Genomic DNA, 24,681 nt, shown 5'->3' with positions numbered 1-24,681 from the left:
CCGCATGGCATGACGCCCCGTCAAGACCCGTCTCCTCGCAGTGCGTTGAGCCGGGCCGTCGCCGTCCTGGTGCGAAGGGCCCGCCGGTTGGAGCGCTCCTTCAGGATGACCTTGAGGACGCGCAGCCCGTCCCGCACCGCGCGCAGGTTGCTCGCGCCGTGGATCCGCAGGTACTCGTGGCTCGGGATCTCCTGGACCCGCAGGCCCGCCTTGACGACCCGGATGTTCATCAGGGTCTCCACCTCGAAGCCCGTGCAGTCGAGGTCGATCTGGTCGAGGCAGTGCCGCCAGAACGCGTTGTACCCGTAGCAGAGGTCGGTGTAGCGGGCGCCGAACTTGGCGTTGACGACCGAGCACAGTGCCCAGTTGCCGAGCTTGCGGATCGGCGTCATGTCGTCCGTGCCGCCGCCGTTGGCGAAGCGCGAGCCCTTGGCGAAGTCGGCGCCGGAGACCAGGGCGGAGACGTAGGAGACGATCTCCTCGCCGTCGGCCGAGCCGTCCGCGTCGACCATCACGATGATGTCGCCCGAGCACGCCTCGAAGCCGGTGATCAGGGCGTCCCCCTTGCCCTTTCCGCTCTGCGGCACGACGACGACCTCGGGCCACAGGTCGCGGGCGACCTCGACGGTGTTGTCGGTGGAATTCCCGTCCACGAGAACGACTTCGTGGATCCATTCCGGCAATGTCTTGAATACATACGGAAGGTTTTCCGCCTCATTCATGGCGGGAATGACCACGCTGACCCGTGGCGCGATGGCCAGGTGCGTGGAGATCGCCCGGTACTGGGCGGGTATTCGCGCCGGCGTGGCCCCATCGGGAATCACCGGTCGCACAACGGAACTGCTCATGGGTCTGGTCCCTCTCGTCCGGTGGACCGCCCGCCCCCGGGTGGTCCGGCTGGATATCCGGTTCGAAAGGGGGGTTCTCACTTACGGACATGACGGAATGGATCTCCGTACAGGCCGGGTGAGTTGGCAGAACACACCGGTTGGTTGGACCGGTCGCGCGGCACGCGACTCGGCGACCCACACAGCTGAAATGAGCGGTTCACCGAGCACGGTACCCCCCTACCGCGCCCCGCCCCGGTCCGTCGCGATCTTGAGCCCTCCCCTAGATCGCATTGCGTGATGGACCGATGCGGGTGGATGTATGACGGTATTGATGATTGAGACTGTATGGCAAGACCTGGAACGTGGCCTCACGTTTTTGTTGTTTTGACCCTTGCATGAACTGCTGTCCCTCTAGCGGGTTTTGCCCATTCATTTACGGAAACGGGCACTCCACTGGAGCAGAAAGGCCACGGCGCTCAACGCCCCCACGGCGATCACCCCGCCGTCGATCGACCAGTGATGGGTGGCGAGCATGCCCTGGGCCACCAGCATCACCACGGCGATCGCGCCGGCGGCGGAGACGAGGCATCGCGCCCACGGGTCGAAGCCGCGCAGCGCCGCGGCGAACGCGGCGCTGGGCGCGGCGAGCAGGAAGAAGAGCGCGAGCGGCCCGCGCAGTGGCGAATCGGCGCCCGAGAGGACGAGAACAAGGCCCGCGCCCCCCGCGACGACGCCCGCTCCCGACAGCAGGTACAGTGCGTCTCTGCCCGGTGGTGAGTCGACCGCGCCGCCCCCTGGTCCGTCCCCCGAGCCGTCCGATGACGGTTGCTTGATACCGATGGTCTGCATTGGCGACTTTGCCCCCCGACGCGCCGGATGCCGGGCTTCAATGTCGCGCAGCGGCGGGGGCCGCGTCAAGATGCGGATGTATGTGCGGAGTTCCCCGGAGGCGTCGGATGCCTCCGGGGAACTCCCTTACGTCTGACTTCAATTGACGAACGTTCAGTTGATCACTGGACCGTCTCGAGCGGCCCGATCGGCGACGGTCGCGCCCCCGACGTGCGGCGTGGCCACCGGCGTTCCGCTCCCGGTCCGGTCGGCGGACTCCGGCATCTACGGGCGTAGCTCACGCGAGTTGCGGGTATGTCACCACCATGACGGTCGTGACATGTACCTGCAATTGAACGACAAACGAATCTCCGTCAAAGGTACTTCCCGGTAACTGTGTGGCGTGGTACCACAGTTGTGGCAGAAATCCTGCTAAGGGAGGTTCCATGAGACGTTTCCGACTTACGGCATACGTGACCTCGTTCCTCTTCGCAGCCGCGGCCGCCCTACTCGGGGCGAGCGCGGCCCAGGCGGCCGACAGCGCCGCGGCCACCGGCTATGTGGCACTCGGTGACTCGTACTCCTCGGGGGTCGGGTCCGGCAGCTACGACAGTGGCAGCGGCGACTGCAAGCGCTCCACCAAGGCGTATCCCGCTCTGTGGGCGGCCGCCCACGCACCCTCCAGCTTCAACTTCACCGCGTGTTCGGGCGCCAAGACAGGTGATGTCCTCTCCGGTCAGCTCGGCCCGCTCGGCTCGGGCACCGGCCTCGTCTCGATCAGCATCGGAGGCAACGACGCCGGGTTCTCCGACGTCATGACGACCTGCGTGCTGAACTCCGAGTCCACGTGCCTCAACCGCATCAACACGGCGCGCGCGTACGTCACATCGACTCTGCCCGGCAACCTCGACAAGGTGTACTCGGCGATCACCGCGAAGGCACCCGCCGCCCACGTGGTGGTGGTCGGCTACCCCCGCTTCTACAAACTCGGCGGCTCCTGCCTCGCGGGCCTGTCCGAGAACGAGCGGTCGGCCATCAACTCGGCCGCCGACCTGCTCAACTCCACCACCGCCAAGCGCGCCGCCGACCACGGCTTCACCTTCGGTGACGTGACCACCAGATTCAGCGGACACGAGATCTGCTCCGGCTCCGCCTGGCTGCACAGCGTGAACTGGACGAACATCGGCGAGTCGTACCACCCGACCGCCGCCGGACAGTCGGGCGGCTACCTGCCCGTGTTCACGTCCGCGGCCTGACAGTCCCGCCCGATTCCCGGGCCTGTTTCCTAATAGGAGGGCGAACCGGTGGTGGCTCCGGTCGACGGGGTCACCACCTCGCACGTGACCGAATAGGACACGTAGTCGGAGGTGACGGCGACCGGTGCGCGCACCTCGACGCCGATCCGGTTGTGCAGGGTCCCGCCCTCCTCGTACGCCGTCTGGGTGGTGTCGACCGAACGGCTGCGCGCGCCGCCCGAGCCGAAGCTCAGGGTCTTCCAGCCCGGGTCGGACGCCTCCCCGCTCTCCGTGACCCAGCGGTACTCGACCTCGGCCGGGACGCGCCCCACGGTGATCGTCGCCCTGAACGCGGGGGCCTGGGCCGCGGGCGCCGGGCACGCCCCGGAGTAACTGCCGCGCACGGCGCTCACGCCGACCCGCACGGACTGGGCCGGTGAGGTGGTGTGCCCGCCGCTGTTCGAACCGCCCCCGTTCGAACCGCCCCCGCTCGAACCATCGGCGCTGCTCGAACTGCTGCCGCCGGAAACGCCGTTGGCCTTCCCTCCGCCCGAGCCCTTGCCTCCCGCGGAGCCGCCACCCGCGCTGCCGCCATTCGAACCGCCGTCGGATCCGGAACCACCGTCGCCGCCGCTGTCGTTCTGGTTGATCAGCGCGTACGTCAGGCCACCGATGGCGAGCAGCAGGACGACGATGCCGGCGAGGAGGGCGAGCGAGGCACGGCGTGCGGCGCGCTGGCTGGCGTCGTCGGCGACGACCGTGGTCAGGTCGACCGCAGGACCGGCGCCGGCCGGGAGCGCGACCGGAACGGGCGGGGTGGGCACGGCCGGCTGCCGCCGTGACGTCACGATCGGCGGGGCGGCGGCCGGCGACCCCTGCGCGGGGTGTCCGTGCAAGCTCCCGCCCGCGGCCACGATCCGCAGATCGCGCTCGGTGTCCTCCGCACTCGTCCGCTCGACCGGATCCTTGCGCAGCAGTCCCTCGATGACCGGCGCGAGCGCGCCCGCCCGGCGCGGCGGCGGCAGCTCCTCGTCGACGACCGCCCGGAGCGTGCTCAGCGGGGTGTCCTGCCGGAACGGCGAATGCCCCTCCACGGTCGCGTACAGCAGCACCCCGAGGGACCACAGGTCGGACTCCGGGCCCGGGGTACGCCCCAACGCCCGCTCGGGGGCGAGGTATTCGGGCGAGCCGATGATCTCGCCCGTCATGGTCAGGGCCTGGGTGCCCTCGACCCTGGCGATGCCGAAGTCGGTGAGTACGACCCGGCCCTGGTTCGACAGCAGGACGTTCCCGGGCTTCACGTCACGGTGCAGCACCCCCTCTTCGTGCGCGGCGCGCAGCGCGGCCAGCACCTCGGCGCCGATGTGCGCGGCGCTCTGCGGGGGCAGGGGGCCCTCGGCGTCCAGTTGGTCGGCGAGGGAGACCCCGCGCACCAGCTCCATGACGATCCACGGCCGATGGTCCTCGGTGGCGACGTCGTACAGCGTCACCACATTGCGGTGCGAGACGCGGGCGGCGGCCCACGCCTCGCGCTCGAGGCGCGCGTACATCCGCTCGACCTCGGCCGTCGGCAACCCGGCCGGGGCCCGCACCTCCTTGACGGCCACCTCACGGCCGAGCACCTCGTCGCGCGCCCGCCACACGGTGCCCATGCCGCCCTCGCCGAGCGGCTCGAAGAGGCGGTACCGCCCCGCGATCACACGCTCACTCACGGCGCCCCCATTCGCGGCAAGACAAGTCTGAACAAAAGTAGCTCAACCGAGCGCTGTTGCAGCCCCCTTGAAGACCTACTTGAAGACCTGTCCGCAGCCGAACGCGAGGACGACACAGGCCGAACCGAGCGCGAAGTTCCCGGTGCCGCCCGGCAGTTGCTGTCATCGCGTCCGCACCCCTGTCTCTGATGTGCCCTCGGCGCCCGCCCCGCGCGAGCCTCTCGACGCCCATTCGGGGCCGGGGGCGCGACGGATTGGTGCGGAATTCCGCCAGGGCGGGCGATTCCGCCAGGGCGGCGCGGGATACGTGAGATCGCCCACGTTCTCGCCACCCCTGCGCCCGGCTCGGCGCGGACCGCCCCAGCACGGTGCTGCTCGCCTCCCGGCCGCCGCGTTCCCCCGGCGTACTGCCCGATCAGGGCCCCGACACGCCGTTACTGGCCACCGGCTTGACGTCGAGCGCATCTTCACTCGCTGTTACGGCCGGGCCGGACGGCGGCTCTGAAGCGCCGAAAATTGCCCAGCTTGTCCAACTCGCCCTGGAATCAGTCGGATTCGGAGAGTAGTCGGTAAGGGGTCGTCAACCTCCCTATGGGGTAGGTGAATCCCGTGACCGGGATACACGAGTGTCCCGCGGGGGCGATAGGGTTAACCTGCCCGGGCCGGGTGCCCTCGTATGGGTGGGGAGTGACATGGAACAGATAACAGTGCGCAGCAGGCCTCGTGTGCCTGCGATCACGTGTGGGAGCAGCGCGACCAGTTCGCGTCTTGACCGTCATCTTTCGGTGCTGGGCGGCCCTGCCGTCCCGCAGCGCGAGGTGGCGGAGGCGACGACGCTGATGCGTGAGCTCACCGCGCGTGACACCGCGCACAACCGCGGCGACCTTGCCGCGCGGGTGCGGCGGGTCTCGCTCTTCGCACCACTGCGGCGACTGCGCCGCACGTTGTTCGGCGGCCGCTGACAGGCCGCCCTCCAGCCGGGTCCAGACCCGTATCCGACCTCCGCGCCGACCGGCGTACCGCTGCGCTTTTTCGCGACCGTCATCCCCACGGCATGCGGCGGGCGCCCCGGCGGGGGACTCGGATGCGGGTCTTTTCCGTCCTTGTACTCAACTGGGCCGGGCGCCGCTCACTTCTCGCCGCGCGTGTAGCGGCGGACGGCGAGCGGCACGCACAGCAGGAGCAGGGCCGCGCACCAGGCGAGCGAACCGGCGACCGGGTGCGCCACCGGCCAGGAGGCGCCGTGCGGCACCGGTGCGTTGCCGAACAGGTCGCGTACCGCCGTGCACACGGCGCTGATCGGGTTCCACTCGGCGAGGGTGCGCACCCAGCCGGGCATGCCGTCGGTCGGGATGTACGCGTTCGACAGCAGCGGCAGCATGAAGGTCGCGCCGCCCAACTGGCCGGCTGCCTCCTCGCTCTGTGAGACCAGGCCGAGCAGGATGCCCACCCATGTCGTCGCGAACCGGAAGAGCAGCAGCAGTCCGAACGCGGCCAGGGCGCCCGGCACCCCGCCCTCGATCCGCCACCCCATCGCGAGCCCCACGAGGATCAGCGGGACGAGGCCGACCGCGGTCGTCACCAGATCGGCGACGGCCTGCCCGAGCGGGACGGCGGCCCGGCTCATCGGCAGCGTACGGAAGCGGTCCATGACGCCGCGGTGCGTGTCCTGCGCCGACGTGAACATCCCGGTCATGATCCCGTTGGCCGCCGTCGCCACCAGCATGCCGGGCACGAGGTAGGCCCGGTAGTCGCTGCCCGGCATGGCCAGGGCGCTGCCGAAGACGTACCCGAAGAAGAGCAGGAACACGATCGGCATCGTCTGCGTCATGATCGGGATCGCCGGGGCGTGCCTGATGCGCTGGAAGTGGCGGCCCAGCATCGCCGTGCCGTCGTACAGGATCGCGGTGCTCATGCGGCGACCTCCTCGGTCTCCTGGTGGGTGCGGGTGCGGGTGAGGCGCAGGAACACCTCGTCCAGCGTCGGCGGGCGCAGGGTGGCGTCCATCAACGGGACGCCGGACGCGTCGAGTTCGCGTACGACACGGGGGAGCGTGACGGCCGGGTCGAGGACGACCGCGCCGACCGTGCGCCGCTCCGGATCCAATCGGGGCCGTGCGCCCGTGAGTTGGTCGAGGACCACGGCGGCCGCGTGCAGTGCCTGCTCACCCGCGTCGTCCGGGACGACGATCTCCGCGTAGTGACCGATCCGCGCCTTGAGCTCGGCGGGTGTTCCCGAGTGCGCGGCGCGGCCCTCGTCGATCAGCACGATCTCGTCGGCGAGCTGATCGGCCTCCTCCAGGTACTGGGTGGTCAGCACCACGGTCGTGCCCGCGCGGGCCAGCTCGCGGACCGCCTCCCAGATGGCGTTCCTGCTGTGCGGGTCGAGGCCTGTCGTCGGTTCGTCGAGGAAGAGGACGGCGGGCCGGGTGATCAGGCTCGACGCGAGATCGAGGCGGCGGCGCATCCCGCCGGAGTACGTGCGCGCCGGCCGGTCGGCGGCGTCGGCGAGCGCGAACCGCTCGATCAGTTCGTCGGCCCGGGACCGCGGCGCGCGCAGCAGCCGGGCGAACAGTCGCAGGTTCTCCCGGCCGGTGAGCTCCCCGTCGACCGACGCGTACTGCCCGGTGACGCCGATGCTCCGGCGGACGGCGTCCGGGGCGCTCCTGATGTCGTGCCCCGCGACACGCGCGGTGCCGGCGTCGGGCCGCAGCAGTGTGGTGAGCAGCCGGACCGCGGTCGTCTTGCCCGCCCCGTTCGGCCCGAGCAGACCGCACACGGTGCCTTCGCGTACGGCCAGATCGAGACCGCGCACCGCGTGCACGGCCTTGGCGCCCGAGCCGAATCGCTTCTCCAGACCTTCACTAAGTACAGCGTACGTAGAAGTCATGGCGTCACCATAGCGCACTACGTACGCCGTACGTAACTACGATGGTTCGCGAGGTGATGATCAATGGCGGTCCGACCGGCCGTACCCGAAGTGATCTGGGCGCGCCCCGAGCGCGCGGGACGCGGGCCCAGGCCCGCGCACAGCAGGGCCGACATCGCGGCCGCGGCCGTGCGGGTGGCCGACGCGGAGGGCATCGACGCGGTCTCCATGCGGAAGATCGCCACCGAGCTCGACATGGGCACGATGTCGCTCTACAACTACGTGCCGCGCAAGGAGGACCTGTACGAGCTGATGGTCGACGCCGTCAGCGCCGAGTACACGTACTCCGAGCCCACCGGCGACTGGCGCGAGGACGTCCTCTCCCTCGCCCGGCAGGCCCGCGCGCTGATGCACCGGCACCCATGGATGCCGCGGCTGATGTCCCCGGTGTACGGGTTCAGCCCGAACGCGCTCACATACCTGGAGTACTGCCTGAGCTGCCTGGACCCGCTGGACCGCCCCTACGGCGCGAAGCTGGAGCTGATCGCCGCCGTGACCAGCGTGGTGACGACGTACGTGGCCAACGAGATCGCCACCGGAGAGCGGACGCGGTCGCTGCCGTGGAGCGCCGAGCAGGAACAGGCGGTGCGCATCGCCTACCTGGGCGGGCAGGTGGCCTCGGGCCGCTACCCACGGCTCGCCGCGGCGTTCACCGAGGACTCCGGGCCGATCGATCTGGAGGCGGTCTTCGAGCGGGCGCTGCGCAGGGCGTTGGAGGGGTGGTTCGCGGAGGGATAGGGCTCAGGCTCAGCCCGTAGGGCTCGCTGTCGCCGTCAGAGGATGGCGAACTGGCCGCCCGGCCCCTCCTCGTGGTGGTCGAGGACGGACGCCGGGCGGCGGGCGCCCTCCGGCACCGGCAGCACCCGCGCCCGCCGTAGCTCGGCCGGGCCGATCAGCTCGCCGAGGCCGCCCCGCAACTCCTCTTGCAGCGGCCGCAGTTCGGCCAGCAGGGCGAGTACGGTGACGAGTTCGAGCAGCTCCGACGTCCACGGCTGCGGCCACGTCGCCGGGCGCACGGCGGCCAGGGTGCCCGGCTCGGCCGGCGCGGTGCGGCGCGCGAACCACTGCTCCAGGACCCGGACCCCGCTGACATGGAAGTCCCAGGATGCGGCCGGTACCGGCGAGATACGGCCGTCGCCGACCAGGAGGGCCTCCTCCTCGCGGTCGTAGAGCAGCTCGGCGGGGCGGGCCGGCAGCGGAGCACGCACGTAGGGGCGGCGCCCGCCGGGCAGTTTGGGGCGGCCGGCGCCCGCGCCGCGCCGGTGCAGCCACAGGACGCGGCGGCCGAGTTCGACACCGCGGGCCCAGACGCCCGGGTCCTCCGGCAGCGGCACCCGGCACTCCTTGGCGTCCCGGGCGGCCACCGCCAGCACCCAGGCCAACAGGTCCTCGGGGCTGACCTCTTCGTCGTACATGCCCGACAGGTGCTTGAGCAGGCCGGGCGCGACATTGGGTTCGGCGCCGCCCGGGCGGCGGTACAGCGGGCGGATCCGGCCAGGCCGCCCGGCGGGGGAGCGGCCCTCCGGCAGGACGGCGCAGGCCAGCACCGCGGGGCCGCCCGCGTCCGGCACGTACCCCTGCTCCACGAGGAACAGCTGCTCCTCGTCCGCCACCCGCCACAGTTCGGGTCTGGCCGCGTCGATCAGCCGCTGATCCGGGATGAGCCACTGCTCGTCGAACGGGCCGTGCAGCAGCCGCACCGGCTCCGGGCACGGGCCCTCGGCCCGCGCCAGCGGCTCGGTGCCCGCGTGCCGACCGGGCAGTTGGGCGGCGGCGGTGTGCAGGGTCCGGGACCGCGACGGCTCCAGCAGGGTTTCGCGCCCCGCCGGAGGCGAGCGTACGAACGCGTCCCAACGGGCCTTGAGGGACGCGGCGTCCGGCGCGACGGGCCAGCCGCGGCCCAGGCGCAGGGGCGCCACGGACCAGGGCATGAGGTCCGCGAGCGGCATGGCGTCGGTGAGCGGCCCGTCGTTCGTCACGCCCGGCATGGTACGTCGCCTCCGCGGCAGGTCAGTCGGCGTCCAGCGTCACCGTGAACGAGAAGCGGTCCCCGCGATAATGGATGACCGCCACGTCGAGTACCTGCCCCTCCTCGTCGTACGTGATGCCGGTGTAGTGCAGGATCGGGCTGAGCAGCGGGACCTGGAGCAGACGGGCCGTCTCCGGGTCCGCGAGGCGCGCCTCCACCGAGTCCGTGATCCGGCTGATCCGCACGCCGACCACGTCCCGCAGCACCTTCGTCATCGGCCAGCGCGCCAGATCCGCCACGTCGACCCGCTCGCCCAGTTCGGGCCGCAGGTAGTTGCGGGCGTGGTTCGTCGGCTCGCCGGTCTTCTCGTCGCTGCGCAGCCGGTGGTACGTCGCCACGGACCCGGTCCCCGGGAACAGCTCGGCGTACGCCACCGGAACCGGTGCGGTGCCGTGCCCGAGCAGCTCGGTCGTCATGCCGGACTGCTGGGCCACGATGGCGTCGACCGAGCCCAACAGGCGTACCGGCGCGCCCAGTCGGGCCTTCGGCTCGATGAACGTGCCACGGCGCCGGTGCCGGGTGATCAGCCCCTCGTCCTCCAGCTCCTTCAGGGCCTGGCGCATGGTGAGGACGGACACCCCGTAGTGCCCCGCGAGCTGTTCCTCGGTGGGCAGGCGCAGCGGGTCCTGCGGTGACCGGCCGAGTATGGAGGCGCGCAAGGACTGCGACACCTGATACCAGAGCGGCAACTTACGGTTCAGGACGATCGAGTCCGGGGCGAATGACGTCACGGGGCTATCCGTACCGGTCATGGGGCCACGACGCAATGCGGTGTCAGGACGAGCGGCACCGGCTCTCGCCGCCTCCTCACGGCCTGAAGTGGCGTTCGAGGCCGCGCCAGACGTCGTCGTAGGAACGCTGCAGGTGATCGGCGTGCGCGGCCTGAGTCGTCGCGGTCACGGGCCACCGCGTCTCGAACATGAACGCCAGCCCGTCGTCCACCTTCTGGGGCTTCAGCTCGGCGGCGCTCGCCCGGTCGAACGTCTCCCGGTCGGGGCCGTGCGCCGACATCATGTTGTGCAGCGAGCCCCCGCCGGGGACGAAGCCGTCGGCCTTGGCGTCGTACGCGCCCTCGATGAGCCCCATGTACTCGCTCATCACGTTCCGGTGGAAGTACGGCGGACGGAACGTGTTCTCGCCGACCAGCCAGCGCGGCGCGAAGACCACGAAATCCACACCGGCGAGGCCGGGGGTGTCCGACGGCGAGGTGAGCACCGTGAAGATCGACGGGTCCGGGTGGTCGTAGGAGATCGAGCCGATGACGTTGAAGCGGCGCAGGTCGTACACGTACGGGACGTGGTTGCCGTGCCAGGCGACGACGTCGAGCGGGGAGTGGTCGTACGTGGCCATCCAGAGGTTGCCGCAGAACTTGTTGACGACCTCCACCGGTGCCGTCGCGTTCCCGTCGGCCCCGTCGTCCTCGTACGCGGCGACGGGTGCCCTGAAGTCCCGCGGGTTCGCGAGGCCGTTGGCGCCGATCGGGCCGAGCTCGGGGAGGTGGAACGGAGCCCCGTAGTTCTCGCACACGTACCCGCGGGCCGTCTCGTCGAGGAGCTCGACGCGAAAGCGCACCCCGCGCGGGATCAGCGCGACCTCGCCCGGTGCCACGGCGAGCAGGCCGAACTCGGTGCGCAGCAGCAGCCCGCCCCGCTCCGGCACGATCAGCAGTTCACCGTCGGCGTCGCTGAACACCCGTGCTTCCATGGGGGAGTTGGCGTGGTACAGGTGCACGGCCATGCCGGTGCGCTGCGTCGCGTCGCCGTTGCCCCCGAGCGTCCACAGACCGGCCAGCCAGTCCGTGCCGGGCGCGGGTGCGGGCAGCGGGTTCCAGCGGCGTCGGTTGGGGTCGGGTGCCTCCTCCGTGAAGGGGGCGGTGCGCAGTGCGCCGTTCTCCGCGCGGGTGTACTCCGGGTGCGCCGCCGACGGGCGGATCCGGTACAGCCACGAGCGGCGGTTGTGCGCGCGGGGCTCGGTGAAGGCGGAGCCGCTGAGCTGCTCCGCGTAGAGGCCGAGGGGGGCGCGCTGCGGAGAGTTGCGCCCCTCGGGCAGGGCGCCCGGCACCGCTTCCGAGCTGTGCTCGTTCCCGAAGCCTGACAGATAGGTCAGGTTTTCGGCCGTCTTGCGTGCGTCCCCGCTCATCTTGGCTCCCTAGCTCCTGATTCCTATGCTCAACCGTAGGATTCGGTGCCACCCCGCGCAAGAGGCATCCACGCCACGGCATACGCGCCAGCGCCTCCGTCCCCGGCACCTCCCTCCCAAGGCCTCCTCCCCGAGGGGGATCCGAGAACGTGAGCGTTCCTCTACTGTCCTGAACATGTCCAGGACACCGCGGGCCCGCGCAGCCGCAGCCGCAACCCTCCTGGCGTGCGCTCTGCTGACGGGCCTCGCCGGGTGCGGGAGCGAAGACGGTGGCCCGCGCCAGGTCGGCACCGTCCTCGACCACGCCGACGACGAGGGCAGCCGGTACCGGCAGATCCCGAAGAAGGACGCCCCGGAGGTCGGCATCGTCGTCCAGCCGTACGCGGACAAGGACGACCCGCCGGGCGGCTGGGACATCCGCATCAGGGTCCGCCACTTCCGCCTCACTCCCCAAGGCACCCCGACCGACGCCGTGCACGGCCGCGGCTACGTCCAGCTCTACCTGGACGGCCACCGCCTCGCCCGGCTCCGCGGCACCGACTACCGGCTGCCCGGCACCCGCGTCACCCGCGGCACGCACCACGTCACCGCCCGCCTCTACGCCGACGACCACACCGTCTGGGCGGTCGAGGGCGAACCGGTCGAGGCCACCGCCGACCTCACCGCATCCGGCGCCGAGACGACCTCTCCCGCCGGGGCCTAGGGTCCTTCTGACGGCGCGGAGATCCGTCCGAAGGGCCCTAAGCTGACCGGCATGGCCCATCCCACGTCCCTGCGCCGCGAGCCCGTGCAGCGGCGCAGTGCCGAGCGGCTGACCCGGATTCTCGACGCCTGCGCCGAACTCCTCGACGAGGGCGGTTACGACGAGGTGAGCACCCGGGCCGTCGCGACCCGCGCCGACGTGCCCATCGGCTCCGTGTACCGCTTCTTCAGCAACAAGCGCGCGATGGTCGACGCCCTGGCCCAGCGCAACCTGGAGCGCTACGCCGAGCGGGTCGCCGAGCGGCTCGGCGCCATCCCGGCGGCCGACTGGCGCGGCGCCATGGACGCCGTACTCGACGAGTACCTCGCCATGAAGCGCACCGCGCCCGGCTTCTCCCTCGTCGACTTCGGCACGCAGATCCCCGTCGGCGACCCCGACGCCGACCCCAACCACCGCGTCGCCGACACCCTCACCGACCTCCTCGCCCCGCACCTGGGCCGTACTCCCGACGCCGCCCTGCGCCGCACCTTCCTCGTCGCCGTCGAATCCGCCGACGCCCTGGTCCGGCTGGCGTTCCGGCTCGACCCGGCGGGGGACGAGCGGATCATCGAGGAGACCAGGGAACTGCTGCGGGCCTATCTGGCGCGGGCCCTCGACTGATCGGGACCGCCCACAGGTAAGACCGCCCGCAATTAAGGCTGCGACCAGGAGTTTTGCGCTTATTGCTCGCGTGTCAACGTCTTGTTAACGCAATCGGGCGCCCCCTAACGTCGCGCTGACCGCCACCCCCGGGCGGCAGTTCAACGGCGAACGTAGGGACCCACTCCATGCTGACAATCCTCGGATTCGTCATGATCGCCACCTTCCTGGTGCTGATCATGATGAAGAAGGTGTCGCCCATCGCGGCGCTCGTGCTCATCCCCGCGCTCTTCTGCGTGCTGGTGGGCAAGGGAGCGCACCTCGGCGACTACGTCATCGCCGGCATCGGCGATCTGGCGCCCACCGCCGCGATGCTGATGTTCGCGATCGTCTACTTCGGCGTGATGATCGACGTCGGTCTCTTCGACCCGGTCGTGCGGGCCATCCTGCGTTTCGCCAAGGCCGACCCCGTCCGCATCGTCGTCGGCACCGCAGTGCTCGCCGCGATCGTCTCCCTGGACGGCGACGGCTCCACCACCTTCATGATCACCGTCTCGGCGATGTACCCGCTGTACAAGCGCCTGAAAATGAGTCTCGTGGTGATGACCGGGGTCGCCGCGACCGCCAACGGCGTCATGAACACCCTGCCCTGGGGCGGCCCGACGGCCCGCGCCGCCACGGCCCTCAAGGTCGACGCCAGTGACATCTTCGTGCCGATGATCCCCGCGCTCGCCGTCGGACTCGTCCTCGTCCTCGTCCTCGCCTACGTCCTCGGGCGCCGCGAGCGCAAACGGCTCGGCTATCTGTCCCTGGACTCGGTGGTCGACGACGCCGGGACCATGACGGTGACCGAGACCGAGACCGAGACCGTGACCACCGACGAGAAGGTCCTGGTCGGCGCGGGCAACGGCACCAACAGCAGTGGCAGCAACAGCAGTGGCGGCGGCAGCGGTACGGCGGCCGTCGGCGGGGGCGAGCACGCCGCGTCCTCGTTCGAGAACGAGGACGGCGAGACCTTCGCCGGCCTCGACCCGCACCGCGCCACCCTGCGGCCCAGGCTGTACTGGTTCAACGCGCTCCTCACCGTGGCCCTGCTCACCTCGATGATCATGGAGGTGCTGCCGATCCCGGTCCTGTTCATGCTCGGCGCCGCGCTCGCCCTCTCCGTCAACTACCCGCACATGCAGGACCAGAAGGCCCGCATCGGCGCGCACGCCGAGAACGTCCTCAACGTCTCCGGCATGGTCTTCGCCGCCGCCGTCTTCACCGGCGTCCTCCAAGGCACCGGCATGGTCGACCACATGGCCGAGTGGGTCGTGAACGGCATCCCCGACTGGATGGGCCCGCACATGGCCCTGGTCACGGGCGTGCTCTCCATCCCCTTCACGTACTTCATGTCCAACGACGGCTTCTACTTCGGCATCGTGCCGGTCCTCGCCGAGGCCGGGAACGCGCACGGTGTCTCCACCCTGGAGATCGCGCGGGCCTCGCTCGTCGGCCAGCCGCTGCACATGTCGAGCCCGCTGGTGCCCGCCGTGTACGTGCTCGTGGGCATGGCCAAGGTCGAGTTCGGCGACCACACCAAGTTCACGGTGAAATGGGCCGCGCTGACCGCGCTGGCGGTCCTCGGCGCCGGCCTGCTGTTCGGAATCGTGTGACCGCGTGAACCGTATGTGGCTGCTCCGCCTCGTCATCGCCTTCAGCTTCGCGCAGGCGGCGGTGTCGATGGCGCGGCCCGCCGTCTCCTACCGGGCCCTCGCGCTCGGCGCCGACGAACGGGCGGTGGGTGTCATCGCCGGCGTCTACGCGCTCCTGCCGCTGTTCGCCGCGGTCCCGCTGGGCCGGCGCACGGACCACGGCCGCTGCGCTCCGCTGCTGCCGGTCGGCGTCGTGCTGATCTCCGGTGGCTGCGCGCTCAGTGGCCTCGCCGACTCCCTTGTCGCGATGGCCGCCTGGAGCGGTGTGATGGGCCTCGGCCACCTCTGCTTCGTCATCGGCGCCCAGTCGATCGTGGCCCGCCAGTCCGCCCCGGACGAACAGGACCGCAACTTCGGCCACTTCACCATCGGCGCCTCCCTCGGTCAGCTCGTCGGACCCGTCGCGGCGGGCGCCCTGATCGGCGGCCCGGACATGGCGGGCACCAGCGCCCTCGCGCTGCTCGTCGCGGCGGGCGGCTGCGCGGTCGCGTTCACGTCGTTGTGGCGCATCGAGTTCCGTCGTACGCCGATGAGTTCGCGGCCGGCGAAGGGTGCGGGCTCCTCCTCCCGTGTGCCCGTCCACCGCATCCTGCGCACACGCGGCGTCCCCGGCGGCATCTTCATCAGCCTCGCCGTGCTCTCCGCGACCGACATCCTCACCGCGTACCTTCCGGTGGTCGGCGAGCACCGGGGCATCGCCCCGTCCGTCATCGGCGTACTGCTGAGCTTGCGCGCGGGCGCGACGATCGCGTGCCGGCTCGTCATGACGCCGCTCATCGACTGGCTCGGCCGGGCCGTCCTGATCGCGGTGACCTGTCTGCTGGCCGCGCTGCTGTGCGCCGGTATCGCCCTGCCCGTCCCGGTCTGGGCGCTCGGCGTGATGCTGGTGCTGCTCGGTTTCTGCCTCGGTGTCGGTCAGCCGCTGTCCATGACCACCGTGGTGCAGGCGGCTCCTCCTGACGCCCGCTCCACCGCGCTGGCCCTGCGCCTGACGGGGAACCGCCTCGGCCAGGTCGCGGCCCCCGCCTCCGCAGGCCTTGTGGCGGGAGTGGTGGGCACGGCCGCGCCGTTCGTGATGCTGGGCGGGCTGTTGCTGGTCGCGGCGGCCCTAGGGATGCGCGGCGCCAGGGAACCGGATGCGGCGGGAGGTGACGGGCGTCTCTGGCGTCGGAAAACTATCAGCGCTAGTTTGGGTCCGGCGGCGAGCCCGCACCCGAACACGGCGAGCCCGCACGCGAAGACGACGCGCCCGCACGAGAAGGAGAGCCCATGAAGGCCCACGACGGGATGTACATCGACGGTGCCTGGCGCCCGGCCGCGGGCGGCGACACCATCACCGTCGTCAACCCGGCCGACGAGCAGGTGATCGGCCACGTCCCCGCGGGCACCGCCGAGGACGTCGACACCGCCGTGCGCGCCGCCCGTGCCGCCTTCCCCGGCTGGGCCGCGACCCCGCCCGCCGAGCGCGCCGCGAGGATCGCCGCGCTCCGTGACGTGCTGGTGGCCCGCAAGGACGAGATCGCCGAGACGGTCACCGCCGAACTGGGTGCCCCGCTGCAGTTCTCGCAGGCCGTGCACGCGAGCGTGCCGGTGATGGTCGCGGGCTCGTACGCCGAACTGGCCGCCACCCACCCCTTCGAGGAGAAGGTCGGCAACTCGACCGTCTACTCCGAGCCGGTCGGCGTCGTCGGCGCCATCACGCCCTGGAACTACCCGCTCCACCAGATCGTCGCGAAGGTCGCCCCGGCGCTCGCCGCGGGCTGCACCGTCGTCCTCAAGCCCGCCGAGGACACCCCGCTCACCGCTCAGCTCTTCGCCGAGGCGGTCGACGAGGCCGGTCTCCCCGCGGGCGTCTTCAACCTGGTCACCGGCATCGGCGCGGTCGCGGGCCAGGCCCTCGCCGAGCACGCGGACGTCGACCTGGTCTCCTTCACCGGCTCCACCGCGGTCGGCCGGCAGATCGGCGCCACGGCGGGCGCGGCCGTCAAGCGCGTCGCCCTCGAACTCGGCGGCAAGTCGGCCAACGTCATCCTGCCCTCCGCCGACCTCGGCAAGGCGGTCAACGTCGGCGTCGCCAACGTGATGGGCAACTCCGGCCAGACGTGCAGCGCCTGGACCCGCATGCTCGTCCACACCTCGCAGTACGACGAGGCGGTCGAGCTCGCGGCGGCGGCCGCCGCCAAGTACGGCGCCCGCATCGGCCCCCTCGTCAACGCCAAGCAGCAGGCGCGCGTGCGCGGTTATATCGAAGCGGGCGTCGCCGAGGGTGCGCGCATCGTGGCGGGCGGGCCCGAATCCCCGCGCGAGCGGGGCTACTTCGTGCAGCCCACCGTCTTCGCCGACGTCACGCCGGAGATGGCCATCGCCCAGGAGGAGATCTTCGGCCCGGTCGTCTCGCTCATCCGCTACGAGGACGAGGACGACGCCGTGCGGATCGCCAACGGCACCGTCTACGGGCTCGCCGGCGCGGTCTGGGCGGGTGAGGAGGCGGAGGCCGTCGCCTTCGCGCGCCGCATGGACACCGGGCAGGTCGACATCAATGGCGGCCGCTTCAACCCCCTTGCCCCGTTCGGCGGTTACAAGCAGTCGGGCGTCGGCCGCGAGCTGGGCTCGCACGGCCTCTCCGAGTACCTCCAGACCAAGTCCCTCCAGTTCTGAGGAAGTTGATTCCCTCATGGTCCGCGCCGCTGTACTGCCCGCCGTCGGCTCCCCGCTGGAGATCGCCGACATCGACCTGCCCGAGCCGGGGCCCGGCCAGGTCCGTATCAAGCTCGCCGCCGCCGGGGTCTGCCACTCCGACCTCTCCCTGACCAACGGCACCATGCGCGTGCCGGTCCCCGCCGTCCTCGGGCACGAAGGGGCGGGCACCGTCGTCTCCGTCGGTGAGGGCGTCACGCACGTCGCGCCCGGCGCCGAGGTCGTCCTCAACTGGGCTCCCTCGTGCGGCAGTTGCCACGCGTGCACGCTCGGCGAGGTCTGGCTCTGCGCGAACGCCCTGGCCGGTGCCGCCGACGTCTACGCGCACCGCTCCTCCGACGGCTCCGACCTGCACCCCGGGCTCAACGTCGCCGCGTTCGCCGAGGAGACCGTCGTCGCCGCGAACTGTGTCCTGCCCGCCCCGGCCGGCGTCCCGCTCACCGACGCCGCGCTCCTCGGCTGCGCCGTCCTCACCGGCTACGGCGCGGTCCACCACTCCGCACAGGTCCGTGCGGGCGAGACCGTCGCGGTGTACGGCGTCGGCGGCGTCGGCCTCGCCACGCTCCAGGCGGCGCGCATCGCGGGCGCATCGAAGATCATCGCGGTCGATGTCTCCCCGGAGAAGGAGGAGTTGGCCCGCCGGGCAGGAGCCACCGACTACGTGATCGCCTCCGAGAACACCGCCCGCGAGATCCGTGCCCTCACCGGCAAGCAGGGCGTCGACGTGGCCGTCGAGTGCGTCGGCCGCGCGGTGACGATCCGTACGGCGTGGGAGTCCACCCGGCGCGGCGGCCGCACCACGGTCGTCGGCATCGGCGGCAAGGACCAACAGGTCACGTTCAACGCCCTGGAGATCTTCCACTTCGGCCGCACCCTCGCAGGCTGCGTCTACGGCAACTCCGACCCGGCCAGGGACCTCCCGGTCCTGGCCGACCACATCCGCGCGGGCCGCCTGGACCTGAGCGCGCTGGTGACGGAGCACATCTCCCTGGACGACATCCCGACGGCGTTCGACAACATGCTGGCCGGCAAGGGCGGCCGGGCGCTGGTGGTCTTCTAGCCGGTTCGGGCCGGGTGTGCCGATGAGTTCCCGTGTCGCAGGCGGTCTGCATCAGGAGAAGCCTGATACGGGAACGAGGAGGCACACCATGACCAGCACCGTGCAGAAGATCCGGCCCTGCCTGTGGTTCAACGGCCAGGCCGAGGAGGCCGTCGACTTCTACCTGTCGCTCTTCACGGACTCCGAGGTGCTGGAGGTGCAGCGCTGGGGCAAGGAGGGGCCCGGCGAGCCCGGCTCGGTCCTCACCATCGAGTTCCGGCTCGCCGGCACCGAGTACCTGGCGCTGAACGGCGGCCCCGAGTTCACGTTCAACGAGGCGGTCTCGTTCACCGTCGACTGCGTGGACCAGGCCGAGGTCGACCGGCTGTGGGACCGGCTGACGGCGGACGGCGGCGAGCCAGGACCGTGCGGCTGGCTCAAGGACAAGTACGGCCTGTCCTGGCAGATCGTCCCCAAGCGCCTGACCGAGCTGCTCGCCGATCCCGACGCCGAGCGGGCCGGGCGGGTCATGGCGGCCATGATGAAGATGGGGAAGATCGACGTGGCGGCGCTGGAGTCGGCCTGACCGTCGGCCGTGTTCTCCGCTGGACGCCGCCCGGGGCGAGGTCACGGGGCTCTGCCCCGGGCCCCGCCTCAATCGCCCGCGGGGCTCGAAGGTCGCGCCGCCGTCAGCCGGGGGAACGACCGGGCCGCCACCAGGAACACCAGCGTCGTCACGACGAACGGCCAGGTGAACGTGTGCCCGCCGACCGGCGCCGCCAGCGCCCCGATCGCGCCGGCGGACACGGTGGCGACCACCGCCCCGGTCAGCGCGTACGGCACCGTACGCGACGTCGCCTCCAGGAACACCCCGCACAGCGCGAGCGCGACCAGCACCGCGTTGTACCCGGACGTGCCGTCGGTGAGGTGCGCGCCGGGCACCCCGAACGCCCACGCGGCCGCCATCCCGGCGGCGTTCCCGAGACACGCCACACCCGCCACGCGCGGCCCCGCCACCAGCAGTCCCGCCAGCACCAGCGCACCCACGTACCACTGCGGCATCAGAAAAATCTGGCCGAATCCCGCGAGGAACCCCTGTGCGAGGTCCGCGAGGCGGAGCCCGCCGTCACCGGGGCCCGCCACCGGCTCCGGCAGCGCGGCGAGCCCGGCGCCGCCGCCCCACACGCGGCCGAGTCCGGGCGCGGCCAGCGTGATCGCGGTCGCCACGGCGCAGAACGGCAGGGTCAGCGCGGGCAGTCCCCACGAGCCGAGCGCCCGTCCGGCCGCGGCGGTGGCGACGGTCGCCACGGCGCACCCGAGCAACGCGACGAGCACGGTGGACGGACGCCCGGCCCCGAGGAACACCGCGCAGCCCACACCCACCAGGCAGGAGTTGAAGCCCTCCATGCCCTGGGCGAGTCGCTCCCGGTCCACCCCCAGCAGCCATGCGGCGCCCGTCCCGACGGCGGCGCCGCCGATCCCGTAGAGCCCGTACTCCCATCCGGCGGCGAACAAGGCGGCGGTGAAGAGCGCCCCGGTGAGCGCACGCGGCAGGAACACCACCTGACCCATCCCGCGCAGCACGCGCAGCCCGAACTGTCTGCAATCCGACGCCCAGCTACGTACCACTTCGGGCTGAATTGCCGCCCCGGCCACCTGTACCATCCGCCGCTCCCGCGTTACGACGATGTTTCCCCACCCGGCGGACGGACCTTACCGCTCCTTCCCGGACAGGGCCGGGCGAGGTGCCGATCCCACTGCGTATCGGCGACGGGGGGCCGGGTGGGAGGGCGCGGCTTCCACCGAGGCCGGCCGCGCAGTTCCCCGCGCCTCCAGAGGAACCCCTGAGGTAGCGCACGCAGTGCGCACCTGAGGGGCGCGGGGAACTGCGCGACCAGCCCCCACCGGCCCGCAGCCGCCCCACAGGACCAGCCGGGCGGACGAAAAGGCGGACCGGTCAAAAAGCGCCCCGCACCCCCAACTCCGCCCAGAAGAACTCCGCCCCACCCCGGGTGACCCGAACCGCCCGCTCGGACCCGATCCGCCCGACCCAGCCGGAGGCAAAGGCGTGGCGGCACAACGCCGCCCCCGCCACCCCGGCCAGATGAACCCGCCGCTCCGTCCAGTCCAGGCACCCGCGCGCGAGCGGCCGCCGCCCGCCCGGATCGAGCGTGATCCCGAGCCCCCGGAACCAGCCGAGACCCGCGTCCGTCAGCGCGAACCCCGCGTCGACCCGCAACAGATCCCGCTCCACCATCCCGTCGGCCACGGCGACCCCGAGCCGCCCCGCGAGGTGGTCGTAACAGGTGCGCCCGCGCGCCATCGCGTCCCGCGCCGACGACGCCCGCAGGGTCGGGGGCCGCTCACCTCCGCCGGGCACGGCATACGCGGCGAGCCCTTCCACGAGTTGCGCGGCCCCTACGTCGGCGAGGCGTACGTACCGGTGCCTGCCCTGCCGTTCCTCCGCGAGGAGCCCGCCCGCGACGAGTTTTCCGAGGTGTTCGCTGGCCGTGGAGGCGGCGACGCCTGCGTGCCGCGCGAGCTCGCCCGCGGTCCAGGCCCGGCCGTCGAGCAGCGCGAGCAGACACGCGGCCCGGGTCTCGTCGGCGATCAGCGAGGCGAGCGCGGCGAGCTTCGGGGCGCCCGGTTCCTTGGATGCGGCCATGGTTCAAGGATGCGCCGGGCACGCTTCGGCGGGGGCCGAAGTGTCCACGGCACGGTTCAGTGCGCGGTCGTCACGACCTGCTCGTACTGGACGGAGAGACCGTCGAGCAGTGCCGCGAGCCCTGTCTCGAACGCCCGGTCGTCCACGACGTCCTGGTGCTCCGCGAGCAGGTGCGCCTGGCCGAGGTGCGGATAGTCGGCCGGGTCGTACGCCGTCTCGTCGTCGACGAACCCGCCGGCGAACGAGCCGAGCGCGGAGCCCATCACGAAGTACCGCATGAGCGCGCCGATGGACGTGGCCTGCGCGGGCGGCCACCCGGCATCGGTCATCGAGCCGAACACGGCGTCCGCGAGCCGCAGCCCGGCGGGCCGCCGCCCCGGCCCCTGCGCCAGCACGGGCACGATGTTCGGGTGCTCGCGCAGAGCGGCCCGGTAGGAGACGGCCCAGTCGTGCAGCGCGGTCCGCCAGCCGCGGGTGTCGCCGGCGTCGAACATCGACAGATCGACCTGCGCGCTCACCGAGTCGGCGACCGCTTCCAGGATCTGGTCCTTCGTCCCGAAGTGGTTGTACAGGGACGGCCCGCTCACGCCGAGTTCGGCCGCGAGCCGCCGCGTCGAGACGGCCGCGAGCCCCTCGGCGTCGACGAGGGCGCGGGCCGTGTCGACGATGCGGTCGGTGCTCAGGAGGGGCTTGCGCGGTCGGGCCATGCGGCACATAGTAGGGCTGTCAGCCAAAAACTAGCAGTGCTAATTAAAGCCCGGCTCCACGCCCGGCTCTGAAGAGCAGCTGCCGCACGTGCCTGGGAGTCGTCCGTGAATCTGGAGTTGAGCGAGGAGCAGACGGCCGTCCGTCGGCTGGCCAAGGACTTCGTGGACCGCGAGATCGCGCCGAACGTGGTGGCGTGGGACCGCGCCGAGGACGTCGACCGCGCCGTCGTCAAGAAGCTCGGCGACGTCGGTTTCCTCGGGCTGACCATCGACGAGGAGTACGGCGGCTCGGGCGGCGACCACCTCGCGTACTGCCTGGTCACCGAGGAGCTCGGCCGCGGCGACTCCTCCGTGCGCGGCATCGTCTCGGTCTCCCTCGGCCTCGTCACCAAGACGATCCAGTCGTACGGCACCGAGGAGCAGAAGCGCGCCTGGCTGCCGAGGCTCACGGCGGGCGAGGCCCTCGGCTGCTTCGGCCTCACCGAGCCGGGCACCGGTTCCGACGCGGGCAATCTGACGACGCGGGCCGTACGCGACGGCGACGATTACGTCATCAACGGCTCGAAGATGTTCATCACGAACGGCACCTGGGCCGATGTCGTCCTCCTCTTCGCCCGCTCCACCGACGCGCCCGGCCACAAGGGCGTCTCGGCCTTCCTGGTCCCCACCGACACCCCCGGCCTGACCCGCCGCACCATCCACGGCAAGCTCGGCCTGCGCGGTCAGGCCACGGCCGAACTGTCCCTGGAGGACGTCCGCGTCCCCGCCACCGCGCTGCTCGGCCCCGAAGGCAAGGGCTTCTCCATCGCGATGTCCGCCCTGGCCAAGGGGCGGATGTCGGTGGCCGCCGGCTGCGTCGGCATCGCCCAGGCCGCGCTCGACGCCGCGGTCGGCTACGCCGGTGAGCGCGAGCAGTTCGGCAAGTCGATCGCCTCGTACCAGCTGGTCCAGGAGCTGATCAGCGACATCGCCGTCGACGTGGACGCGGCCCGCCTGCTGACCTGGCGCGTCGCCGACCTCATCGACCGCGGCGAGGACTTCGCGACACCCGCATCGAAGGCGAAGCTCTTCGCGTCCGAGGCCGCGGTCCGCGCCGCCAACAACGCCCTCCAGGTCTTCGGCGGCTACGGCTACATAGACGAGTACCCGGTCGGCAAGCTGCTGCGCGACGCGCGCGTCATGACCCTGTACGAGGGCACGAGCCAGATCCAGAAGCTGATCATCGGCCGCGCCCTGACGGGGGTCTCGGCGTTCTGACTGAGTACGTACATGAGTAGGGGAGCGGATGTGACTGCGGCCACGTCCGCCCCATGCTGTGCCGTATGAGTGAGACATCGGTCAAGCAGCAGAACACCACGGCCTTCTACGGACAGGCCCTCGCCTCCTTCGCGGTGGCGCTCGCGGCGGTGGCCATCGGCATCTACAGCCTCGATGTGAGCGGCTGGATCCGCGCGTTCCTCGCCATCTCGGTCCTCTACCTCACGACCTCGGCCTTCACCCTGGCCAAGGTGATCAGGGACCGCCAGGAGGCGGACCAGATCGTGAGCCGGGTCGACCAGGCCCGCCTGGAGAAGATCCTCGCGGAGCACGACCCCTTCAAGCCGGTCGTCTGACCCGCGCGATCAGCTGACCTAAGCGAGCGCTCACCCCGGAGGGTATGGTGTGGGCGCACGTACCCGGGAGGATGTGAGCGGACCGATGACGCAGGACGAGCGGGTCGAGGACCACGTCGAGGATCAGGCGATCGACGAGATGCCGTGGGCCGAGGTCACCCCCGACGCGGCCCGGCGACTGCTCGTCGCCGCGGTCGAGGCGTTCGCCGAGCGCGGCTACCACGCCACCACGACCCGCGACATCGCGGGCCGCGCCGGCATGAGCCCGGCCGCGCTCTACATCCACTACAAGACCAAGGAGGAGCTCCTCCTGCGGATCAGCCGCATCGGCCACGAGAAAGCGCTGGCGATCCTGCGCCGCGCGGCCGACGGCGAGGGGAGCGCCACCGACCGGCTGACCGAGGCGGTGCGCTCCTTCGTGCGCTGGCACGCCGGGCACCACACGACCGCCCGCGTCGTCCAGTACGAACTGGACTCGCTCGGCGAGGAGCACCGCCCCGCCATCGTGGAGCTGCGCCGCCGCAGCGACAACGCCGTCCGCGAGATCATCAACGACGGCGTCAAGGCGGGCGAGTTCGACGTCCCCGACGTCCCCGGCACCACCCTCGCGGTGCTCTCCCTCTGCATCGACGTGGCCCGCTGGTTCAACACGCAGGGCCGCAGGAGCCCCGACGAGGTCGGCGCGCTCTACGCCGACCTCGTACTCAAAATGGTGGGAGCGCGGGCTCAGAAGTAGTAGCGGGACACCGACTCGGCGACGCAGACCGGCTTCTCGCCGCCCTCGCGCTCCACGGTGAACGCCACCGACACCTGCACCCCGCCCGGCACGTCGTCCACGGACGTGATCTTCGCCGTCGCCCGCAGCCGTGAGCCGACCGGCACCGGGGCGGGGAAGCGCACCTTGTTCGTCCCGTAGTTGACGCCCATCTTCACGCCCTCGACGGCGATCAGCTGCGGCCCGAACAGCGGCAGCAGCGACAGCGTCAGGTAGCCGTGCGCGATGGTCGTGCCGAACGGTCCGGCCTTGGCGCGCTCCGGGTCGACGTGGATCCACTGGTGGTCACCCGTCGCCTCGGCGAACCGGTCGATCCGCTCCTGCTCGATCGCGACCCAGTCCGTGTGACCGAGCTGCTCGCCGACAGCGGCCTTCAGCTCGTCTGCGTCCTTGAAAACCCGCGGCTCCGCCATGTCCAGTGACCTCCCAGGTCCGTTGTCTAAGC

25 protein-coding genes and 1 pseudogene are annotated in these 24,681 nt (G+C 71.3%); 14 read left to right on the top strand and 12 right to left on the bottom strand.

Annotation, left to right across the window (positions count from 1 at the left end; all coding sequences use genetic code 11):
* Window positions 1-20 precede the first annotated feature (20 nt).
* Together ACIREE_RS10565 and ACIREE_RS10560 are read right to left on the bottom strand one after the other, a co-directional pair.
* Window positions 21-848: a glycosyltransferase family 2 protein gene (locus tag ACIREE_RS10565; RefSeq protein WP_404149172.1), complete on the bottom strand. Its 828-nt coding sequence runs from the start codon at window positions 846-848 to the stop codon at window positions 21-23.
* A 411-nt stretch (window positions 849-1,259) separates the two neighbouring features.
* Window positions 1,260-1,679, bottom strand: a complete 420-nt coding sequence (locus ACIREE_RS10560; protein ID WP_404149169.1) for a hypothetical protein — start codon at window positions 1,677-1,679, stop codon at window positions 1,260-1,262.
* A gap of 425 nt (window positions 1,680-2,104) precedes the next feature.
* Here ACIREE_RS10560 and ACIREE_RS10555 point away from each other — a divergent pair, with 425 nt between their 5' ends.
* Complete coding sequence (locus ACIREE_RS10555; protein WP_404149167.1) at window positions 2,105-2,914, top strand: SGNH/GDSL hydrolase family protein; 810 nt, start codon at window positions 2,105-2,107, stop codon at window positions 2,912-2,914.
* A gap of 29 nt (window positions 2,915-2,943) precedes the next feature.
* On the opposite strand, the gene ACIREE_RS10550 is transcribed toward ACIREE_RS10555, so the two are convergent.
* Window positions 2,944-4,545, bottom strand: coding sequence for a serine/threonine-protein kinase (locus ACIREE_RS10550; protein WP_404149413.1), 1,602 nt, complete (start codon window positions 4,543-4,545; stop codon window positions 2,944-2,946).
* Window positions 4,546-4,994: 449 nt separating this feature from the next.
* On the opposite strand from ACIREE_RS10550, the pseudogene ACIREE_RS10545 reads away from it, so the two are divergent.
* Window positions 4,995-5,171, top strand: a pseudogene (locus ACIREE_RS10545) (anti-sigma factor); the annotation flags it as partial.
* Window positions 5,172-5,297: 126 nt separating this feature from the next.
* Entirely contained in the window at window positions 5,298-5,567 is a 270-nt protein-coding gene (locus ACIREE_RS10540) for a hypothetical protein (protein ID WP_404149164.1), read from the top strand.
* A gap of 167 nt (window positions 5,568-5,734) precedes the next feature.
* On the opposite strand, the gene ACIREE_RS10535 is transcribed toward ACIREE_RS10540, so the two are convergent.
* Both ACIREE_RS10535 and ACIREE_RS10530 read right to left on the bottom strand, forming a co-directional pair.
* Window positions 5,735-6,520: an ABC transporter permease gene (locus ACIREE_RS10535; protein ID WP_404149162.1), complete on the bottom strand. Its 786-nt coding sequence runs from the start codon at window positions 6,518-6,520 to the stop codon at window positions 5,735-5,737.
* The gene (locus ACIREE_RS10530) at window positions 6,517-7,494 is read right to left on the bottom strand and encodes an ATP-binding cassette domain-containing protein (protein ID WP_404149159.1); all 978 of its coding nucleotides are present in this window, start codon (window positions 7,492-7,494) and stop codon (window positions 6,517-6,519) included. The genes ACIREE_RS10535 and ACIREE_RS10530 overlap by 4 nt, the downstream gene beginning before the upstream one ends.
* Before the next feature lie 63 nt (window positions 7,495-7,557).
* On the opposite strand from ACIREE_RS10530, the gene ACIREE_RS10525 reads away from it, so the two are divergent.
* Window positions 7,558-8,271, top strand: a complete 714-nt coding sequence (locus ACIREE_RS10525; RefSeq protein WP_404149157.1) for a TetR/AcrR family transcriptional regulator — start codon at window positions 7,558-7,560, stop codon at window positions 8,269-8,271.
* Window positions 8,272-8,306: 35 nt separating this feature from the next.
* On the opposite strand, the gene ACIREE_RS10520 is transcribed toward ACIREE_RS10525, so the two are convergent.
* From ACIREE_RS10520 to hmgA, 3 genes are all read right to left on the bottom strand, one after another.
* Window positions 8,307-9,521 (bottom strand): type ISP restriction/modification enzyme, encoded by a 1,215-nt coding sequence (locus tag ACIREE_RS10520; protein ID WP_404149154.1) that lies wholly within the window; start codon window positions 9,519-9,521, stop codon window positions 8,307-8,309.
* Window positions 9,522-9,543: 22 nt separating this feature from the next.
* Window positions 9,544-10,293 (bottom strand): GntR family transcriptional regulator, encoded by a 750-nt coding sequence (locus tag ACIREE_RS10515; RefSeq protein WP_404149152.1) that lies wholly within the window; start codon window positions 10,291-10,293, stop codon window positions 9,544-9,546.
* Between the two features lie 76 nt (window positions 10,294-10,369).
* The gene (hmgA, locus tag ACIREE_RS10510; protein WP_404149150.1) at window positions 10,370-11,701 is read right to left on the bottom strand and encodes a homogentisate 1,2-dioxygenase; all 1,332 of its coding nucleotides are present in this window, start codon (window positions 11,699-11,701) and stop codon (window positions 10,370-10,372) included.
* 175 nt (window positions 11,702-11,876) lie between these two features.
* On the opposite strand from hmgA, the gene ACIREE_RS10505 reads away from it, so the two are divergent.
* The 7 genes from ACIREE_RS10505 to ACIREE_RS10475 all read left to right on the top strand — a co-directional run bounded on the left by ACIREE_RS10505 (window position 11,877) and on the right by ACIREE_RS10475 (window position 19,062).
* Window positions 11,877-12,404, top strand: a complete 528-nt coding sequence (locus tag ACIREE_RS10505) for a hypothetical protein (RefSeq protein ID WP_404149147.1) — start codon at window positions 11,877-11,879, stop codon at window positions 12,402-12,404.
* A gap of 51 nt (window positions 12,405-12,455) precedes the next feature.
* The gene (locus ACIREE_RS10500) at window positions 12,456-13,064 is read left to right on the top strand and encodes a TetR family transcriptional regulator (RefSeq protein ID WP_404149145.1); all 609 of its coding nucleotides are present in this window, start codon (window positions 12,456-12,458) and stop codon (window positions 13,062-13,064) included.
* Between the two features lie 167 nt (window positions 13,065-13,231).
* The gene (locus ACIREE_RS10495) at window positions 13,232-14,701 is read left to right on the top strand and encodes a CitMHS family transporter (RefSeq protein WP_404149143.1); all 1,470 of its coding nucleotides are present in this window, start codon (window positions 13,232-13,234) and stop codon (window positions 14,699-14,701) included.
* A 13-nt stretch (window positions 14,702-14,714) separates the two neighbouring features.
* Complete coding sequence (locus tag ACIREE_RS10490; protein WP_404149410.1) at window positions 14,715-16,013, top strand: MFS transporter; 1,299 nt, start codon at window positions 14,715-14,717, stop codon at window positions 16,011-16,013.
* A complete protein-coding gene (locus ACIREE_RS10485) occupies window positions 16,010-17,398 on the top strand; it encodes an aldehyde dehydrogenase family protein (RefSeq protein ID WP_404149140.1) in 1,389 nt (462 codons plus the stop codon). Before ACIREE_RS10490 ends, ACIREE_RS10485 begins: the two co-directional genes overlap by 4 nt.
* Before the next feature lie 16 nt (window positions 17,399-17,414).
* Window positions 17,415-18,497 (top strand): Zn-dependent alcohol dehydrogenase, encoded by a 1,083-nt coding sequence (locus tag ACIREE_RS10480; protein ID WP_404149137.1) that lies wholly within the window; start codon window positions 17,415-17,417, stop codon window positions 18,495-18,497.
* Between the two features lie 100 nt (window positions 18,498-18,597).
* A complete protein-coding gene (locus tag ACIREE_RS10475; protein WP_404149407.1) occupies window positions 18,598-19,062 on the top strand; it encodes a VOC family protein in 465 nt (154 codons plus the stop codon).
* Window positions 19,063-19,130: 68 nt separating this feature from the next.
* Here ACIREE_RS10475 and ACIREE_RS10470 read toward each other — a convergent pair whose 3' ends face one another.
* From ACIREE_RS10470 to ACIREE_RS10460, 3 genes are all read right to left on the bottom strand, one after another.
* Complete coding sequence (locus ACIREE_RS10470) at window positions 19,131-20,048, bottom strand: urea transporter (RefSeq protein ID WP_404149135.1); 918 nt, start codon at window positions 20,046-20,048, stop codon at window positions 19,131-19,133.
* Between the two features lie 385 nt (window positions 20,049-20,433).
* The gene (locus ACIREE_RS10465; protein ID WP_404149132.1) at window positions 20,434-21,141 is read right to left on the bottom strand and encodes an ArsR/SmtB family transcription factor; all 708 of its coding nucleotides are present in this window, start codon (window positions 21,139-21,141) and stop codon (window positions 20,434-20,436) included.
* A 56-nt stretch (window positions 21,142-21,197) separates the two neighbouring features.
* The gene (locus ACIREE_RS10460) at window positions 21,198-21,848 is read right to left on the bottom strand and encodes a TetR/AcrR family transcriptional regulator (protein ID WP_404149129.1); all 651 of its coding nucleotides are present in this window, start codon (window positions 21,846-21,848) and stop codon (window positions 21,198-21,200) included.
* Window positions 21,849-21,953: 105 nt separating this feature from the next.
* Here ACIREE_RS10460 and ACIREE_RS10455 point away from each other — a divergent pair, with 105 nt between their 5' ends.
* The 3 genes from ACIREE_RS10455 to ACIREE_RS10445 all read left to right on the top strand — a co-directional run bounded on the left by ACIREE_RS10455 (window position 21,954) and on the right by ACIREE_RS10445 (window position 24,197).
* Entirely contained in the window at window positions 21,954-23,105 is a 1,152-nt protein-coding gene (locus ACIREE_RS10455) for an acyl-CoA dehydrogenase family protein (protein ID WP_404149126.1), read from the top strand.
* 65 nt (window positions 23,106-23,170) lie between these two features.
* Window positions 23,171-23,461 carry a YiaA/YiaB family inner membrane protein gene (locus ACIREE_RS10450; protein ID WP_404149123.1) on the top strand — a complete coding sequence of 97 codons (291 nt, stop codon included), beginning with the start codon at window positions 23,171-23,173 and terminating at the stop codon, window positions 23,459-23,461.
* Window positions 23,462-23,546: 85 nt separating this feature from the next.
* Window positions 23,547-24,197, top strand: coding sequence for a TetR/AcrR family transcriptional regulator (locus tag ACIREE_RS10445; RefSeq protein WP_404149121.1), 651 nt, complete (start codon window positions 23,547-23,549; stop codon window positions 24,195-24,197).
* Here the strand turns inward: ACIREE_RS10445 and ACIREE_RS10440 are convergent.
* Window positions 24,188-24,649 carry a MaoC family dehydratase gene (locus ACIREE_RS10440; RefSeq protein ID WP_404149119.1) on the bottom strand — a complete coding sequence of 154 codons (462 nt, stop codon included), beginning with the start codon at window positions 24,647-24,649 and terminating at the stop codon, window positions 24,188-24,190. The genes ACIREE_RS10445 and ACIREE_RS10440 overlap by 10 nt on opposite strands.
* Between the last annotated feature and the right edge of the window lie 32 nt (window positions 24,650-24,681).

Source organism: Streptomyces sp. NPDC102467, from assembly GCF_044765445.1.
Taxonomy (GTDB): Bacteria; Actinomycetota; Actinomycetes; order Streptomycetales; family Streptomycetaceae; genus Streptomyces.
The sequence above is the reverse complement of the archived record's forward strand: the minus strand, read 5'-3'. Positions and strand labels throughout refer to the sequence as shown.